The organism is Streptomyces sp. AK08-02 (assembly GCF_033795085.1).
Taxonomy (GTDB): domain Bacteria; phylum Actinomycetota; class Actinomycetes; order Streptomycetales; family Streptomycetaceae; genus Streptomyces; species Streptomyces echiniscabiei.
In genome coordinates this window covers 20,477-39,379 of the sequence record NZ_JARAZV010000018.1, presented here as the reverse complement: position 1 = coordinate 39,379, position 18,903 = coordinate 20,477, and the positions used below count along the sequence as shown (strand labels likewise).

The window sequence follows — 18,903 nt, the reverse complement described above, 5'->3', positions numbered from 1 at the left end:
TGCGGCTTCCTTCCTGGCTTTCGCCGCCGTCTGCCGAAGGCGGTGCGGGGCGGGGCCGCCTGGCCCCACCCCGCACCGGGCGGCTACTTGTTGCCGAACTCCTTGTCGATGAAGTCGAACAGCTCGTCGTCCGAGGCGCCGTCCAGCAGCTCGGTGTCGTCGGACACCTGGAAGCCCGCCTTCACCAGCACGTCCTGGAGGCGCTGCGCGAGCAGGCCGCGCCGGCCGTCCCCGGTCGGCAGGGAGAGCAGCAGCTCCTCGAGCCGGTCCAGTTCGGCCAGGCCGGAGACGGGCGCGGGCAGCACCTCGGCGTCGAGGTAGCCGGCCAGCGCCACGACCGTCGGCTGGTCGAAGATCAGGGTGCTGGGCAGGTGGTGGCCCACCGCGGCGCTGAGCCGGTTGCGCAGCTCGACCGCGGTGAGCGAGTCCAGTCCCTGGTCGAGCAGCCCGCGTTCGGCGTCAAGCGCGCTGGTGTCCGGGTGCCCGAGCACCTCGGCGACGTGTCCGAGCACGAGGTCGCGCAGCAGTTCCGCGCGCTCGTCCGGCCGCAGTCCGGCCAGTTGCTCGGCGAGCCCGATGCCGGCCGGCGCCGAGTCGCCGCCCACCGCCGCCGTGCGGCGCACCGGCGTGCGGATCAGACCACGCAGCAACGGGGAGGGCTCGCTCGGCGCCGACGGGTCGAGCCGGGCCGGGACGAGCGTCGCCCGCTGGGAGCGCAGACCCGCGTCGAACAGCGCCAGACCGAGCGGCCGTTCGATGGGCAGGATGCCGATCCGGCTCATCCGCGCGAGGTCCGCCTGGCCCAGCTTGCCGGTCATGCCGCCCTCCTGGGCCCACAGGCCCCAGGCGAACGACACCGCCGCCCTGCCCTCAGCGCGCCGCTGGGCTGCCAGCGCGTCGAGGAAGGCGTTGGCCGCCGCGTAGTTGGCCTGTCCGGCGCCGCCGAGCGTGCCCGAAACCGAGGAGAACAGCGCGAACAACTCGACGTCGCCTGCGAGCCGGTGCAGGTTCCAGGCGGCGTCGGCCTTGGGACGCAGCACGGTGGCGATCCGCTCGGGGGTGAGCGAGGCGAGCGTGGCGTCGTCGAGGGCGCCGGCGGCGTGCACGACGCCGGTCACCGGATGGGCGTCCAGGAGCCGCGCGGTGGCCTCGGGGTCGGCGAGGTCGCAGGAGACGAGGACGGCCTCGGCGCCCAGGTCGGCGAGCCCGGCCCGCAGGTCGTCGGCGCCGGGCGCGTCGGGACCGCGCCGGCTGACGAGCAGCAGGCGTTTGACCCCGTACGCGGTGACCAGGTGCCGGGCGACGAGGCCGCCCAGCTCCCCGGTCGCGCCGCTGACCAGCACCGTTCCCTCGGTGCCCGGCAGCGGGGTGTCGGCGTCGTCCGGCGCCGCGTCGGCGCGGGCCAGGCGCGGCACGAACAGCGCGCCGTCCCGCACCGCGAGCTGCGGCTCCCCGGTCGCCAGGGCGTCGGCGAGCGCGGCGGTGGCCGGATCCGGCGCGGTCCCGAGGTCCACCAGGACGAAGCGCCCGGGGTTCTCGGTCTGCGCCGAGCGGCCCAGACCCCACACCGCGGCGTGCGCGAGGCCGCGCGGCCGGTCGCCCGTCGCTCCCTCGGTGACCAGCACCAGCCGCGACGCGGCGAACCGGTCCTCCGCCAGCCACGCCTGCGCCAGCTCCAGTGCCCACGCCAGCGCGGCGGCGGCCTGTGCCGGGGCGTCGTCGCCCGGCGCCGGAGCGGGCACGTGCGCGACGACCGTGTCCGCGGCGCCGACCGCGGCGAGACCCGCCGCGTCCACGACCGCGGGGGGCGTCGCGCCGAGGGCGGTGGCGTCGGCCTCCGGGACCGGCAGGCGCACCCAGTCCACGTGGTAGAGGCTGTCGAGAGTCCGGCCGGTCCGCGCCACCAGGCGTTCCGGGCGCAGCGCATGCACCGTGAGCACGCCGTCCGCGACCGGACCGCCCGAGGCGTCCGTGACCGTCACGGCGACGTCGCCGGGACCGGCCGGCGCCAGCCGGGCCCGCACGGTGCGGGCGCCCGTGGCGTGCACCGCCACCTCCGACCAGGCGGCCGGCAGCCGGACCTCACCGGCCGGGGTGTCCTCGGCGAACGCCATCGGGTGCAGCACGACGTCGAGCAGGGCCGGGTGCAGCGCGAAGGCGTCCGCCCCCGCCGCGTCGGGCAGTACGGCCTCGACGTAGACGTCCTCGCCGTGCCGCCACGCGGCACGCAGCCCCTGGAACGCGGGACCGTACTCCAGGCCGGCCGCGGCCAGCCGCTCGTAGAGTCCGTCCAGGTCCACCGGCTCCGCGTCCTGTGGCGCCGTCGTGCTCGGCCCCGCCGGCACGGCGTCCCCGGCGGCCAGGGCGCCCTTGGCGAGGACGACCGCGGACTCGCCGTCGCGCGACTCCACGGTCACCGGACGCCGCCCGTCGGTGTCGGCGGCGCCGACGGTGACCTGCACCCGCGCCGCGCCGCCGTCCGGGATCCTCAGGGGCGCCCGCAGCGTCAGGTCCGCCAGCCGACCGCAGCCCAGGGTGCCGCCCGCGTGCAGCGCCATCTCGGCGATCGCCGTACCGGGTACGAGCACGGCGCCGCGCACGGCATGGTCGGCGAGCCACGGGTGGCTGCGCACCGACAGCCGTCCGGTGAGCACCGCTCCGCCGTCCTCCGGCAGGAGTACGGCCGCTCCCAGCAGCGGGTGGTCGGTCGCGTCCAGCCCCAGGTCCGCCGCGCTCCCGGTGGTCTCCGGCAACTCGATCCAGTACGTCTGCCGCTGGAAGGCGTACGGCGGCAGCTCGAGCCGGCGCCCCCGGGTCGGCCAGGTCACGGTGTGGCCGTGGGTGTGCGCGGTGGCCAGGGCGCTCAGCGCACTGTCCGTCTCGGCACGCCGGGGTGCGAGGGTCGCCGCGGCGACGGCCTCGGGATACGCGGTCCGGGTCAGCGTGGTCAGGGTCGCGTCCGGGCCCAACTCCACATAGATACCGGCGCCCTCCGCGTCCAGAGTCACCAGCGCGTCGTGGAAGCGCACGGTGTGGCGGAGTTGGCGGACCCAGTAGTCGGGGTCGGTGAGGTCGGTGTCGAGTCGGCCGGTGAGGGTGGAGACGATGGGGATGGTCGGGGGGTGGTAGGTGAGTGTTTCGGCGACGGTGCGGAAGGCGTCGAGGGCGGGGTCCATGTGGGCGGAGTGGAAGGCGCGCCGGGTGTTGAGGATTTTCGCTTTGCGGCCGTGTTCCTTCCACGTGTTGGTGAGTGTGTGGACGGCTGTGGTGTCGCCGGCGATGACGGTGGAGTCGGGGGCGTTGACGGCGGCGATGGTCAGGTTGTCGCCCAGGTGGGGAAGGATGTCGTCCTCGGTGGCCTGGAGGGTGGCCATGGCGCCGTCCTGGGTGTTGTGCATGAGGCGGGCGCGTGCGCTGACGAGGGTGGTGGCGTCTTCGAGGCTGAGGATGCCGGCGACGTGTGCGGCGGCGAGTTCGCCGATGGAGTGTCCGGCGAGCAGGTCCGGGGTGAGGCCGTGGCTTTCCAGGAGCCGGAAGAGGGCCACTTCGAGGGCGAAGAGTGCGGGCTGGGTGTGCAGGGTGGTGTCGAGGAGTCCGTCGGGGCTGGTGGCGATGATGTCGGGGAGCTTCGGGTCGAAGTGGGTGAGGACTTCGTCGTAGGCGGCGGCGAACACCGGGAACGCGGCACGCAGTTCGACGCCCATACCCACCCGCTGCGAACCCTGCCCCGTGAAGAGATACGCCAGCTTCCCCGGATGACTCGCGGTGCCGGTCACGGTGCCACGGGACGAGGTCCCGGAGGCCAGGGCAGTGAGTGCTTCGACGCGCTCACCCGGCAGCACCACCGCACGGTGGTCGAACAGCGTGCGGCCCGCGAGCGAATGCGCGACGTCCGCCACGCCCACGTCCGGGTTCTCAGCCAGCCACTCCAACAGCCGACGGCCCTGGTCACGCAACGCCGCCTCGGACTTCGCCGACAACGACCACACCGGCGACACAGCGGTCCCGGGCGCGGGTTCGAGTGCACCGTCCACGGCGGCGGGCTCCGCCTCCGTGGGAGCCTGCGGCTCGTCCGCAGGGGTCTGGGGCGCCTCCAGGATCACGTGCGCGTTGGTGCCGCTGATCCCGAAGGACGACACCGCCGCGCGGCGCGGCCGGTCGTCCACCTCGTCCCACGTGCGGGCCTCGCTCAGCAGGGCGACCGCGCCGGCCGTCCAGTCCACGTGCGGCGAGGGCTCGTCCGCGAACAGTGTGCGCGGCAGGACGCCCGCCCGCATCGCCATGACCATCTTGATAATGCCGGCGACGCCGGCGGCGGCCTGCGTGTGACCGATGTTGGACTTCAGCGAGCCCAGCCACAGCGGCTGCCCCTCGGGCCGGCCCTGACCGTAGGTCGCGAGCAGCGCCTGCGCCTCGATCGGGTCGCCGAGGGCCGTGCCGGTGCCGTGCGCCTCGACCGCGTCCACATCGGCGGTCGTCAGACCGGCGTTGGCCAGCGCCGTCCTGATCACGCGCTGCTGGGAAGGGCCGTTGGGGGCGGTCAGGCCGTTCGACGCACCGTCCTGGTTCACCGCCGAACCGCGCACGACGGCCAGCACCTCGTGGCCCAACCGCTCTGCGTCGGAGAGGCGTTCGACGAGCAGCAGGCCGACGCCCTCGCTCCAGCCGGTGCCGTCCGCGTCCGCCGAGAACGCCTTGCAGCGCCCGTCGGGCGCGAGCCCCCGCTGCCGGCTGAACTCCACGAAGGTGGTGGGCGTGGCCATCACCGTGGCCCCGCCGGCCAGCGCGAGGTCGCACTCGCCGTTGCGCAGCGACTGGGCGGCCAGGTGCAGGGCGACCAGGGAGGACGAGCACGCCGTGTCCACTGTGACGGCCGGGCCCTCGAAGCCGAAGGTGTAGGAGACCCGTCCGGACGCGATGCTCGGCGCGCTGCCGTTGCTGAGGTAGCCCTCGAAGTCGCGCGGCGCGTGCTGGAGCCGGGACGCGTAGTCGCTGTACATGATGCCGGTGAACACGCCGACCGCGTCCCCACGCAGTGCCGCAGGGTCGATGCCCGCCCGCTCGAACGTCTCCCAGGCGGTCTCCAGCAGCAGACGCTGCTGCGGGTCGGTGGCCAGCGCCTCGCGCGGTGACATCCCGAAGAACGCCGCGTCGAAGTCGCCCGCGTCGTGCAGGAAGCCGCCGTTGCGGGTGTACGTGGTTCCGGCGTGACCGGGGTCCGGGTCGTAGAGCCCGGCGTCCCAGCCGCGGTTGTCGGGGAAGTCGCCGATCGCGTCCACGCCGTCGGCGACCAGCCGCCACAGGTCCTCCGGCGAGCGCACTCCACCGGGGTAACGGCAGGCCAGACCCACGATGGCGATCGGCTCGTCCGCGGCGACCGGGGTGGTGGGCGCCGTGCGGGCGACCGTCTTGCCGCCCTCCAGTTCGGCGGCGAGCGCCGCCGGGGACGGGTGGTCGAAGATGACCGTGGTGGGAAGCCGGCGTCCGGTCGCGGCGCTGAGCCGGTTGCGCAGCTCCACCGCGGTCAGCGAGTCGAAGCCCAGCTCGTTGAACGGGCGTTCGGCGGCGATGCCCGACGCGTCGCGGTGGCCGAGCACGTCCGCGGCGGTGGCCAGCACCAGGTCCAGCATGGACACCGCCGTCCGCGTGGTCTGCTCGGGACGTCTCGGCGCCCTGACCAGACTGCCGAACAGGGCCGGCAGCCGGCCCGAGGTGGCCTGAACGCGCAGCGCCGCGGTGTCGAACGCCGCGGCCGTGGTCGTGGTCGCCGCCAGCCGGGCGTCGAGGGCCGCGAGGCCCTGCTCGACCGGCATCGGCGCGAGTCCGATACGGGACAGCCGCACCCGCTCGCGTTCGCCGAGGCCGCCGGCCATGCCCTGCTCGGTCTCCCACAGTCCCCACGCGAACGACGCGGCGGGCAGACCGAGTCCGGCCCGGTGCTCGGCGAGGCCGTCGAGGAAGGCGTTGGCGGCGCCGTAGGCGGCCTGCCCCGCATTGCCGAGGACACCCGCGACGGAGGAGAAGAGCACGAAGTGCCGCACGTCACCGGCGAGCCGGTGGAGGTTCCAGGCGGCGTCGACCTTGGGCCGCAGGACGCTCGCGAGCCGTTCGGGGGTCAGCGAGGCCACCACGCCGTCGTCCAGGACGCCCGCCACGTGCAGCACGGAATCCACCGGGTGTTCGGCGAGCAGGGCGGCGAGGGCGTCCGGGTCGGCCGCGTCGCAGGCGGCGATCGTGACGTCCGCGCCCGACTCGGCGAGTTCGGCCCGCAGTTCGGCGGCGCCGGGCGCATCGGGTCCGCGCCGGCTGGTGAGCAGCAGCCGCCTGACGTCGTGCCGGGCCACCAGGTGCCGGGCCACTTCCCGGCCGAGCGCTCCGGTGGCGCCGGTGATGAGCACCGTGCCCTCCGGGTCGAACGGGGGAGCGGTCTCCGGCTCCGCGTGGTTCAGCCGGGCCGCGCGCACCTTTCCGTCGCGGATGAGCAGTTCCGGCTCGCCGCTGCGCAGGGCGTCGGCGAGCACCTGCCGCGACGCCTCGGTCCCGTCGGTGTCCACCAGTACGTACCGGCGTGGGCGTTCGGCCCTCACGGAGCGGACGAAGCCCCACAGTGCGGTGTGCGCGGGGTCCCGCGGCCCGTCGCCGACGGCGTTGCGGGTGACGACCGCCAGGCGGCCGTCCTCCGACGATCGGGACTGCACCGCGTCCAGCAGCCAGGCGACGGCGGCGTGCGCGGCGGCGGCGAGGTCGTCCGCACCGGTCTCCGTCACCGGCGCCTCGACCACCTCGGGCAGGTCCGTCTCCCCGGCGCCGGCCAGGTCCACGGGGACCCACTCCACCGCGTACAGCGGGGTGCGCCCGGCGGTGAGCCGGCCCGGCTCGACGCCGCGCAGCGTCAACGCCTCTGCCTCCAGGAGGACTTCGCCCGTCGGCTCGGTCACCGTCAGCGCCACCGTGTCCGGCGCCCGCTCCGAGAGCCGGACCCGCAGCGCGGTGACCGCGGAACCGGAGCCGGGGAACCGGCGCACTCCGGACCAGCTGAACGGCAGCCGTACGGTGCCGTCCTTCGCGCCGAGCGCCAGTGGACGCAGAGCGGCGTCCAGCAGCGCCGGGTGCGGTCCGAAGCGCCCGGCCTCGGACCACCGGTCCTCGGGCAGCTCTACCTCCAGCCAGGTGTCGTGCCCCTGCTGCCAGACCGCGGTGATTCCCTGGAACGCCGGCCCGTAGTCGAGTCCGGCCGTCGCGGTCCGCTCGGCCAGGTCCGCGACGTCCACGACCGTCCCGACGGGTGTCCAGCCGATCTGCTCAGGCTGGGCGCCGCCCGCCAGCAGGCGACCCGTCGCGTGCCGCGTCCAGACGCCCTCGTCGGTCGCGGGGCGGGAGTGCACGGCGACCGTGCGACGGCTGTCGGCGTCGGGTGCGCCGACGCTCAACTGCAGCTGCACGGCGCCCTGTTCCGGCAGGACCAGCGGGGCCTCGATGGTCAGCTCGTCCACGGTGCCGTGGCCGACCTGCGCGCCGGCGTGCAGCGCCATCTCCACGAACGCGGTCCCGGGCAGCAGCGCCGTGCCCAGTACGGCGTGGTCGGCGAGCCACGACTGTGTGCGCAGCGAGAGCAGGCCGGTGAAGACGACGCCGTCCCCCTCCGCCAGTTCCACTGCCGCACCGAGCAGCCCGTGCGTCTGTGCCCCGAGCCCGGCCGCCTCGACGTTCCCGTGTGCCTTGCCCGGCGCCGGCTCCAGCCAGTAGTTCTCGTACTGGAACGGGTAGGTGGGCAGGCCGACGTGTGTGCCCCGGGTCGGCCAGGTCACGGTGTGGCCGTGGGTGTGCGCGGTGGCCAGGGCGCTCAGCGCACTGTCCGTCTCGGCACGCCGGGGTGCGAGGGTCGCCGCGGCGACGGCCCCGGGATACGCGGAACGGGTCAGCGTGGTCAGGGTCGCGTCCGGGCCCAACTCCACATAGATACCGGCGCCCTCCGCGTCCAGAGTCACCAGCGCGTCGTGGAAGCGCACGGTGTGGCGGAGTTGGCGGACCCAGTAGTCGGGGTCGGTGAGGTCGGCATCGAGTCGGCCGGTGAGGGTGGAGACGATGGGGATCGTCGGGGGGTGGTAGGTGAGTGATTCCGCGACGGTGCGGAAGGCGTCGAGAGCGGGGTCCATGTGGGCGGAATGGAAGGCACGCCGGGTGTTGAGGACCTTCGCCTTGCGGCCCTGTTCCTTCCACGTGTTGGTGAGTGCGTGGACGGCTGTGGTGTCGCCGGCGATGACGGTGGAGTCGGGGGCGTTGACCGCGGCGATGGTCAGGTTGTCGCCCAGGTGGGGAAGGATGTCGTCCTCGGTGCCCTGGAGGGTGGCCATGGCGCCGTCCTGGGTGTCGTGCATGAGGCGGGCCCGTGCGCTGACGAGGGTGGCGGCGTCTTCGAGGCTGAGAACACCGGCGACGTGTGCGGCGGCGAGTTCACCGATGGAGTGTCCGGCGAGCAGGTCCGGGGTCAGGCCGTGGCTTTCCAGGAGCCGGAAGAGGGCTACTTCGAGGGCGAAGAGTGCGGGCTGGGTGTGCAGGGTGGTGTCGAGGAGTCCGTCGGGGCTGGTGGCGATGATGTCGGGGAGCTTCGGGTCGAAGTGGGTGAGGACTTCGTCGTAGGCGGCGGCGAACACCGGGAACGCGGCACGCAGTTCGACGCCCATACCCACCCGCTGCGAACCCTGCCCCGTGAAGAGATACGCCAGCTTCCCCGGATGACTCGCGGTGCCGGTCACGGTGCCACGGGACGAGGTCCCGGAGGCCAGGGCAGTGAGTGCTTCGACGCGCTCACCCGGCAGCACCACCGCACGGTGGTCGAACAGCGTGCGGCCCGCGAGCGAATGCGCGACGTCCGCCACGCCCACGTCCGGGTTCTCAGCCAGCCACTCCAACAGCCGACGGCCCTGGTCACGCAACGCCGCCTCGGACTTCGCCGACAACGACCACACCGGCGACACAGCGGTCCCGGGCGCGGCATCCTCCGCCGGCTCCGGCGCGCCGTCCACACCCGCGTGCGCCTCCTCCAGGATCACGTGCGCGTTGGTGCCGCTGATCCCGAACGAGGACACCGCCGCGCGGCGCGGCCGGTCGTCCACCTCGTCCCAGGTACGGGCCTCGCTCAGCAGGGAGACCGCGCCGGCCGTCCAGTCCACGTGCGGCGAGGGCTCGTCGACGTGCAGGGTCTTCGGCAGCTCGCGGTTGCGCAGTGCCATGACCATCTTGATGATGCCGGCGACGCCGGCGGCGGCCTGCGTGTGACCGATGTTGGACTTCAGCGAGCCCAGCCACAGCGGCCGGCCCTCGGGCCGGCCCTGACCGTAGGTCGCGAGCAGCGCCTGCGCCTCGATCGGGTCGCCGAGCGCGGTGCCTGTGCCGTGCGCCTCCACCGCGTCCACATCGGCGGTCGTCAGACCGGCGTTGGCCAGCGCCGTCCTGATCATCCGCTGCTGGGAAGGGCCGTTGGGGGCGGTCAGGCCGTTCGACGCACCGTCCTGGTTCACCGCGGTCCCGCGCACGACGGCCAGCACCTCGTGGCCCAACCGCTCTGCGTCGGAGAGGCGTTCGACGAGCAGCAGGCCGACGCCCTCGCTCCAGCCGGCGCCGTTCGCCTCGGCGGAGAAGGACTTGGAGCGGCCGTCGGGCGCGAGCCCCCGCTGTCTGCTGAACTCGATGAACGGTGCGGGAGTGGCCATCACGGTCACACCGCCGGCCAGCGCGAGGTCGCACTCGCCGTTGCGCAGCGACTGGGCGGCCAGGTGCAGGGCGACCAGGGAGGACGAGCACGCCGTGTCCACTGTGACGGCCGGGCCCTCGAAGCCGAAGGTGTACGACACCCGTCCGGACGCGATGCTCGGCGCGCTGCCGTTGCCGAGGTAGGCCTCGAAGCCGTCGGGGGCCTCGTCGCGCAGCCGCCAGCGGTAGTCGTTGTACATCACGCCGGCGAACACGCCGGTGCGGCTGCCGCGCAGCCCGGCCGGGTCGATGCCCGCCCGCTCGAACGTCTCCCAGGCGGTCTCCAGCAGCAGGCGCTGCTGCGGGTCGGTGGCCAGCGCCTCGCGCGGGGAGATCCCGAAGAACTCGGCGTCGAACCGGGCGACGTCGTAGAGGAAGCCGCCCTCCTTGGCGTAGGCCTTGCCCTCCTTGTCCGGGTCAGGGTCGTAGAGGTCGTCCAGGTCCCAGCCGCGGTTGTCGGGGAAGTCGCCGATCGCGTCCACGCCGTCGGTGACCAGCCGCCACAGGTCCTCCGGCGAGCGGACCCCGCCGGGGAAGCGGCAGGCCATGCCGACGACGACGATCGGGTCGTCGTCGAGCGGCGCCGTCGGTGCGACGGTTGCCGGGGCGGCCGTTTCGACGCCGGTGACCTCGGCCAGCAGGTGGCCGGTGAGGGTGCTGAGCGTGGGGTAGTCGAAGACCAGGGTGCTGGACAGCCGCAGGCCGGTCGCGGTGATGAGCCGGTTGCGCAGCTCCACCGCGGTCAGCGAGTCGAAGCCCAGTTCCTTGAAGGCGCGTTCGGCGTCGATGCTCTGCGGTGTGGCGTGGCCGAGGACGGTCGCGACCTGGGCCCTGACGAGGTCGAGGACCGCGCCTTGGCGCTGGTCGGCGGGGAGGGCGGCGGTTCGCCGGGCCCACGAGGTGCCGCCGCCCACGGAGGCGACGGCCCTGCGCACGGTCGGCCGTACCAGGGCACGGAAGGCCGCGGGGATCGACGGCAGCGCGCGGACGGCGGACAGGTCGACGCGTGCGGGCACGACCAGTGGCCGCTGGGTGGAGACCGCCGCGTCGAGCAGTTCGAGGCCGCGCGCCGAGGGCAGCGGGAGGATGCCGCCGCGGGCCATCCGGGCCCGGTCGGCGTCGGTCATCGCCGAGGTCATGCCGCTGGCCTGCTCCCACAGGCCCCAGGCCAGGGCGACGGCGGGCAGGCCGAGCGCGCGGCGCCGGGCGGCGAGCGCGTCGAGGAAGGTGTTCGCGGCGGCGTAGTTGGCCTGGCCGGCGCCGCCGACGATGCCCACGACGGAGGAGAAGAGCACGAACCGGTCGACGTCACCGGTGAGTTCGTGCAGGTTCCAGGCCGCGTCCATCTTGGGGCGCAGCACGGCGTCCAGTTGCTCGCCGGTGAGGCCGGCGACGGTGGCGTCGTCCAGGACGCCGGCGGTGTGGAAGACCGCGGTGAGCGGGTGTGAGGCGGGCACGGTGGCCAGCAGCCCGGCCAGGCTGACCGTGTCGGCGGCGTCGCAGGCCGCGATGGTCACGTGCGCGCCCAGGTCGGCGAGTTCGGCGCGCAGTTCCGCAGCGCCCGGTGCCGACCGGCCGCTGCGGCTGATCAGCAGGAGCCTGCGGGCGCCGTGGACGGTGACCAGGTGCCGGGCCACCAGTCGGCCGAGGGTGCCGGTGGCGCCGGTGACGAGCACCGTGCCGTGCGGGTCGAGGAGGCCGGCCGAGGTGTCCTCGGTGCTTCCGGCCTCGGTGCCGGCCGCCGGCAGTGCGCGGATCAGGCGCGGCGCCCATGCCCCGCCGTCGCGGACGGCGAGTTCGGGCTCGCCGGAGGCGAGTGCGGCGGCGACGGCCCGCGCGCCGACGCCGGTGGTGCCGTCGTCCGTGGCGTCGCCGGAGACCGCCGGGTGGTCGACGTCCACGACCACGATCCGGCCCGGGTGCTCGGCCTGAGCGGTGCGCAGCAGGCCGTGCACCGGTGCGTGGGCGAGGTCCGCCAGGTCGGTTCCGTCCTCGTGGACGGCCACGGCGCCGCGGGTGACGACCGCGAGCCGGGAGTCGGCGAAGCGGTCCTCGGCCAGCCATCGCTGGACCAGCGTCAGGGTGTCGTGCAGGGCGGCCCGTGCCGCGGCCGGTATGTCGTCCTGTTGTGCGGCGGGCGGCAGCACGTGCACCAGAACAGCGGGCACGTCCTCGGACGGGTGCGCGAGCGCCCGGGTGAGCAGGCCCCAGCCGTCGGAGCCGGCGGTGTCCTGCGGCATGGGCACGGGGCGCCACTCCACGGTGTACAGGTCGTCGTGCCGGGCGCCCAGGGCGCTCGCCGCGATCGGCCGCAGGGTCAGTCCGTCCACCGACGCCACCGGCGCGCCGGAACCGTCCGCGGCCACCAGGCCGTAGGTGTCGGGCCCGCCGGGGACCAGTGCGACGCGCAGTTCGGTCGCCCCGGTGGCGTGCAGCCGTACCCCCGACCAGGCGAACGGCAGCGGGATCTCGCCGGTCGGCCCGGCCAGGCGGCCCAGCGGTTCCAGCACCGCCGGGTGCAGGGCGGCGTCGAGGAGGGCGGGGTGGATGCCGAAGCCGTCGACGCCGGTGCCCTCGGGGAGCGCGACCTCCGCGAACAGTTCCTCGCCGCGTCGCCACAGTGCCCGCAGTCCCTGGAAGAGGGGGCCGTACTCGTAGCCGTGGGCGGCCAGCAGGTCGTACGCCTCGTCGGTGCCGAGGGCGGTGGCGCCCCGCGGCGGCCAGTCCGTCAGGTCCCGCGCGCCCTCCGTGTCGGGGGCGAGGGTGCCGGTGGCGTGCCGGGTCCACGGGGTGTCGTCGTCGGCCCGCGAGTACACGCCGACGGTCCTGCGGCCGTCCTCGCCGGGTGCTCCGGCCTGGACCTGGATCCGCACGCCACCCGTCTCCGGCACCACCAGCGGCGCCTCCAGGGTGAGCTCCTCCAGCAGCGCGGCGGCCACGCGGTCGCCCGCGGCCAACGCGAGTTCCACGAACGCGGTGCCCGGCAGCAGCACCGTGCCGGCCACCGCGTGGTCCACCAGCCAGGGCTGCGCCTGCCGCGACACCAGGCCGCTGAGCAGCGTCGTCCCGTCCTCCGCGGCGTTCACCGAGGCGGCGAGCAGCGGGTGGCCGACGGCGGTGAGGCCGAGCTGCGAAGGCTCGGTGGCGAACTGCGGCGTCTCGATCCAGTAGTGCCGGCGCTGGAAGGGGTAGGTGGGCAGCTCGGGGAGCGGGCCAGGCTCGGCGGATTCGTGCCGGTCGGGCGTCAGCCCGTGCGCCTCCACGTGGGCCAGGGCGCGCGGGAAGTGGTCGCCATGGTGCCGGCGCAGGGTGGGGTGCAGCGCCACCGAGGTGTCGCCTTCGAACGTCTGGTTGAGGGAGGGCAGCAGCACGGGGTGCGGGCTGGCCTCGATGAAGCGCCGGTAGCCGTCCGCGCGCAGCCGCACGATCGTCTCGTGCAGTTGGACGGGGCTGCGGAGATTGGTGAACCAGTATTCGGGGGTGAGCGTCGTGGTGTCGATCGGCTCGGTGGTGACCGTGGAGTAGAAGGCGATGCCTTCGGCGGCCCGGGGGGCCAGCGGTGTGAGGGCGGCGATCAGCTCGTCGTGCAGGGGCTGGACGTGCGGGCAGTGCGAGGCGTAGTTGACGGGGATCTTGCGGGCGTCGACGCCGCGCTCCCGGCACAGTGCCGTCAGGGCGTCGATGGCCTCCGACGTGCCCGAGACGATCGTCGTGGTGGGGGAATTGCGGGCGGCGACGTGGGTGTCCGCGGTCAGGAGCGGTTCCAGCTCCGCGACCGGCAGAGGCACCGAGGCCATGCCGCCGGTGTTCTGCAGGGCGATGAGGGCCTGTGCGCGCAGGATGACGGTCTTGGCGGCGTCCTCCAGGGTGAGGGCGCCCGCGGTGTACGCGGCGGCGATCTCGCCCTGGGAGTGGCCGACCACCGCGTCGGGAACGACGCCGTGGTGCCGCCAGATGGCGGCGAGGCCCGTCATGACGGCGAACAGCACCGGCTGGACGACGTCGACGCGTTCCAGCAGCTCCGGGTCCTGGCCCGTCAGCACCTCGGTGAGGTTCCAGTCCGACGCGTGCGGTGCGAAGGCCGCCGTGCACGCCGCGATGTGCCGGGCGAAGACGGGGTCGGTGGCCAGCAGGTGCTGTCCCATCGCCGGCCACTGCGAGCCCTGCCCGGGGAAGACGAACACCGCCCTGCCCGAGACCGCGGTGCCGGTGACCGCATCGGGGTGCGGTGTGCCGGCCGCCAGCGCGTCCAGCGCCTCGGGGGCGAGTACGACCGCGCGGTGCGCGAAGTGCGGCTTGCGGGCGAGTGCGCGGGCGACCCGGGCCGCCGGCAGCTCCGGTCGTCCGGTGAGCAGGTCGCTGAGGCGGCGCGCCTGGTCGCGCACCGCCTCCTCCGTCTTGGCGGACAGGACGAACGGCAGCGGCAGTGCGCCGTCGGCATCCGGCACGGACTCCCGGACGTCCTCGGCCCCCGCGTCCTGCCCGGCGTCGGCGGTCACAGGCGCCGGCGGTGCGGCGGACTCCGGCTCGGGTTCCGCGCCGGGGGCCTCCTCCAGGATGACGTGCGCGTTGGTGCCGCTGATGCCGAACGACGACACACCGGCGCGGCGCGGACGCCCGTCGGTCTCCCACGGCCGCGCCTGCGACAGCAGCGACACCGCGCCCGCCGACCACTCGATGTGCGGTGACGGCTCGTCCGCGTGCAGGGTACGCGGCAGCAGCCCGTGCCGCATGGCCATCACCATCTTGATCACGCCGCCCACACCGGCCGCTGCCTGGGTGTGGCCGATGTTGGACTTCAGCGAGCCCAGCCACAACGGCCGGTCCTCCGCACGGTCCTGGCCGTAGGTGTTGATCAGGGCCTGCGCCTCGATCGGGTCGCCGAGCTTCGTGCCGGTGCCGTGCGCCTCGACCGCGTCCACGTCTCCGGAGGAGAGCCCGGCGTTCGCCAGCGCCGTCCTGATCACGCGCTGCTGGGAGGGGCCGTTGGGCGCTGTCAGGCCGTTCGACGCGCCGTCCTGGTTGATCGCGGAACCGCGGATCACGGCGAGGACCTGGTGGCCGTTGCGCCGCGCGTCGGACAACCGCTCCAGCAGCAGCATGCCGACGCCCTCGGCCCAGCCGGTGCCGTCCGCGTCCGCCGAGAACGCCTTGCAGCGCCCGTCCGGGGCGAGCCCGCGCTGCCGGCTGAACTCCACGAGCATGCCGGGCGTGGCCATCACCGCGGCGCCGCCGGCCAGCGCGAGCGAGCACTCGCCCTGCCGCAGTGCCTGGGCGGCCAGGTGCAGGGCCACCAGCGACGACGAGCACGCCGTGTCCACCGTGACGGCCGGTCCCTCGAAGCCGTACGTGTACGAGATGCGGCCGGACGCCACGCTGACCGTGCTGCCGGTCAGCAAATAACCCTCCATGCCCTCGGCCGGCTCGTGCAGCCGCGGGCCGTACTCCTGGGACATCGCGCCGACGAACACGCCGACCTGGCTGCCGCCGAGCGCCGTCGGGTCGAGACCGGCCCGCTCCAGCGTCTCCCAGGACGTCTCGAGGAGCAGCCGCTGCTGCGGGTCCATCGCCGCGGCCTCGCGCGGCGAGATCCCGAAGAACTCGGGGTCGAACTCACCGGCGTCGTAAAGGAAACCGCCGGCTCGGGCGTACGTGGTGCCGCTGTGCGCGGGATCGGGGTCGTAGAGCGCGGCGAGGTCCCAGCCGCGGTTCTCCGGGAAGTCGCCGATCGCGTCCCGGCCCTCGGACACCAGCCGCCACAGCTCCTCGGGCGAGTTGACGTCGCCGGGGTAGCGGCAGGCCATGCCGACCACGGCCACGGGCTCGTCGAGCGCCACCGCCGACACGATCCGCTCGGCCGTGTCCTCGTTCGACAGCTCGGTCCGCAGGTGGCGGACCAGCGCGGCCGGCGTGGGATGGTCGTAGAGCAGCCCCGCGGCCAGGTTCAGGCCGGTCCACTGGGACAGCCGGGTACGCAGCTCCAGCGAGAGCGAGGAGTCGAAGCCCAGGTCGCGGAAGGTCCCGGAGGCGTCGATCGCCTCCCCCGTGACATGGCCGAGCGTGATGGTCATGCTCGTGAGGACCAACTCCTGGAGCGCCTGCTCCAGTTCCTCCCCGCTGAGCCGCGCCAGCCGCTGCGCCGACGTGAGATCTTCCTCGGCCGGCTCCTCCGCCGCCGGTTCCGCGGCCGGTGCCGTGGCGCGTGCGCCGGAGTGCTCGGGCTCGGTCGTCTCGATCCAGTAGCGGCGGCGCTGGAACGGGTAGGTGGGCAGGCCGACGTGTGTGCCCCGGGTCGGCCAGGTCACGGTGTGGCCGTGGGTGTGCGCGGTGGCCAGGGCGCTCAGCGCACTGTCCGTCTCGGCACGCTGGCGTGTCAGGGTCGCCGCGGCGACGGCCTCGGGATACGCGGTCCGGGTCAGCGTGGTCAGGGTCGCGTCCGGGCCCAACTCCACATAGATACCGGCGCCCTCCGCGTCCAGAGTCACCAGCGCGTCGTGGAAGCGGACGGTGTGGCGGAGTTGGCGGACCCAGTAGTCGGGGTCGGTGAGGTCGGTGTCGAGTCGGCCGGTGAGGGTGGAGACGATGGGGATGGTCGGGGGGTGGTAGGTGAGTGTTTCCGCGACGGTGCGGAAGGCGTCGAGGGCGGGGTCCATGTGGGCGGAGTGGAAGGCACGCCGGGTGTTGAGGACCTTCGCCTTGCGGCCCTGTTCCTTCCACGTGGCGGTGAGTGTGTGGACGGCTGTGGTGTCGCCGGCGATGACGGTGGAGTCGGGGGCGTTGACGGCGGCGATGGTCAGGTTGTCGCCCAGGTGGGGAAGGATGTCGTCCTCGGTGGCCTGGAGGGTGGCCATGGCGCCGTCCTGGGTGTTGTGCATGAGGCGGGCGCGTGCGCTGACGAGGGTGGTGGCGTCTTCGAGGCTGAGGATGCCGGCGACGTGTGCGGCGGCGAGTTCGCCGATGGAGTGTCCGGCGAGCAGGTCCGGGGTGAGGCCGTGGCTTTCCAGGAGCCGGAAGAGGGCTACTTCGAGGGCGAAGAGTGCGGGCTGGGTGTGCAGGGTGGTGTCGAGGAGTCCGTCGGGGCTGGTGGCGATGATGTCGGGGAGCTTCGGGTCGAAGTGGGTGAGGACTTCGTCGTAGGCGGCGGCGAACACCGGGAACGCGGCACGCAGTTCGACGCCCATACCCACCCGCTGCGAACCCTGCCCCGTGAAGAGATACGCCAGCTTCCCCGGATGACTCGCGGTGCCGGTCACGACCCGGCCGTGCGGAGTTCCCTCGGCGAGGGCCCGCAGTGCCTCGGACCGCTCCTCGGGTGTGCCGTCGGGTCCGGGCAGGACGACCGCCCGGTGGTCGAACAGCGAGCGGGTGGTCACGAGCGCGTGGGCGACGTCCGCCACGCCCGCGTCCGGGTGTTCGGCCGCCCAGGCCCGCAGCCGCCGGGCCTGCGCCCGGAGCGCCGTCGGCGACTTGGCCGACAGCGGCCACACCACGGGAGCGTCCGCCGTCGCCGGCCGCTCACCGGCCGGGGCCGGGGTCGCCGCCTCGGCGGCCGTCGGCGGCTCGGCCAGCACGACGTGCGCGTTCGTCCCGCCCATGCCGAAGGAGGAGACGCCCGCCAGGAGCGGACCCTCGGGCCACGGGCCCTGCTCGGTGCGCACCCGCAGGTTCAGGGCGTCGAAGTCGATGTCGGGGTTGGGGGTGGCGAAGTTGAGGCTCGGCGGCAGTTCGCGGTGGCTGATCGCCAGGGCGGCCTTGATCAGGCCGACGATGCCGGCCGCGCCCTCCAGGTGGCCGACGTTGGTCTTCGCGGAGCCGACCAGCAGCGGCGAGCCCTCGGGGCGGGCCCGGCCGATGGCGGCGCCGAGCGCGGCGGCCTCGATCGGGTCGCCGACCCGGGTGCCGGTGCCGTGCAGTTCGACGTACTGGATCTGGCCCGGGTCCACGCCGGCCCGCTGGTGGGCGCGCCGCAGCACCGTCTCCTGCGCCTGTGCGCTGGGCACCGTCAGGCCGTCGGTGGCGCCGTCGTTGTTGACTGCGCTGCCGCGGACGACCGCGTGGATGTGGTCGCCGTCAGCGAGGGCCCGGTCGAGGCGCTTGAGGACGACGGCGCCGCCGCCCTCTCCCCGGACGTACCCGTTGGCACGCGCGTCGAAGGTGTAGCTGACGCCGTCGGGGGACAGGCCGCCGAAACGGGTCAGGCTCAGGGTGCTGTCGGGGGTGACGATCAGGTTGACGCCGCCGGCGATCGCGAGGTCGGACTCCCCGCTGCGCAGGCTCTCGCACGCCATGTGGACGGCGACCAGCGCGGAGGACTGCGCGGCGTCCACGGTGAGGCTGGGGCCGTGCAGGCCGAGCGTGTAGGAGATCCGGTTGGCGATGATGCCCCGGTTCAGGCCGGTGACGGTGTGCGGGGTGATCGCGTCGACACCGCGCTGGTGCAGCAGCGTGCTGTAGTCGCCGGCGATGGCGCCCACGAACACACTGGTCTGCGAACCGTGCAGATTCTCGGGAACGATCCCGGCGTCCTCCAGCCCTTCCCAGGCGAGCTCGAGCATCAGGCGTTGCTGGGGGTCCATCAGGGTCGCCTCGCGGGGCGAGACACCGAAGAAGACCGGATCGAAGGTGTCGATCCGGTCCAGGAATCCACCGCGGGTAGGAATCGCATCGAATTCCGCACCGCCCCGGCGATCCGGGGGATAATCCGTGATGCCGTCGGCACCACGCCGCAGCAGATCCCAGAAGGCACCGGGGTCCGGGGCCTTCGGAAAACGGCAGGAAATACCAATGATGGCGACAGCGTCAATAAGCATTGAATCCCCCATGTACCCGAGTATTGGAGGCGTCGCTAATGGGCCACTTGGCGATGGCTAAAGCGACGGATAAGCGGCCGGACAAGGCCCCCACGACATCGTGGAGGATCCGTTGGTAAAAACATCGGCCGACCGGCCGAACCCGCAGCCCACGGTCGGTGCGGGTGCCGGCGGACGTCGGCTGGAAAGCTGGCGGGAGTGCGCCGCGGACGGCTGTACGACGGCACAATTCCCTTTGATTCCGACTCCAGAACCTTGAACAGCCTAGGTGGCGGGCCATGTACGGACGTAACCCCTACCACCCCTATGAGGGGACTGTTAGGGGCAGCAGACGTTCCGG

The 18,903-nt window shown here is 73.8% G+C and carries 1 protein-coding gene; it reads right to left on the bottom strand.

Annotated elements, in window-relative coordinates:
* Positions 1-83: 83 nt before the first annotated feature.
* On the bottom strand, positions 84-18,563 hold the full coding sequence (locus PV734_RS33725; protein WP_319293383.1) for an SDR family NAD(P)-dependent oxidoreductase: 18,480 nt from the start codon (positions 18,561-18,563) through the stop codon (positions 84-86).
* Between the last annotated feature and the right edge of the window lie 340 nt (positions 18,564-18,903).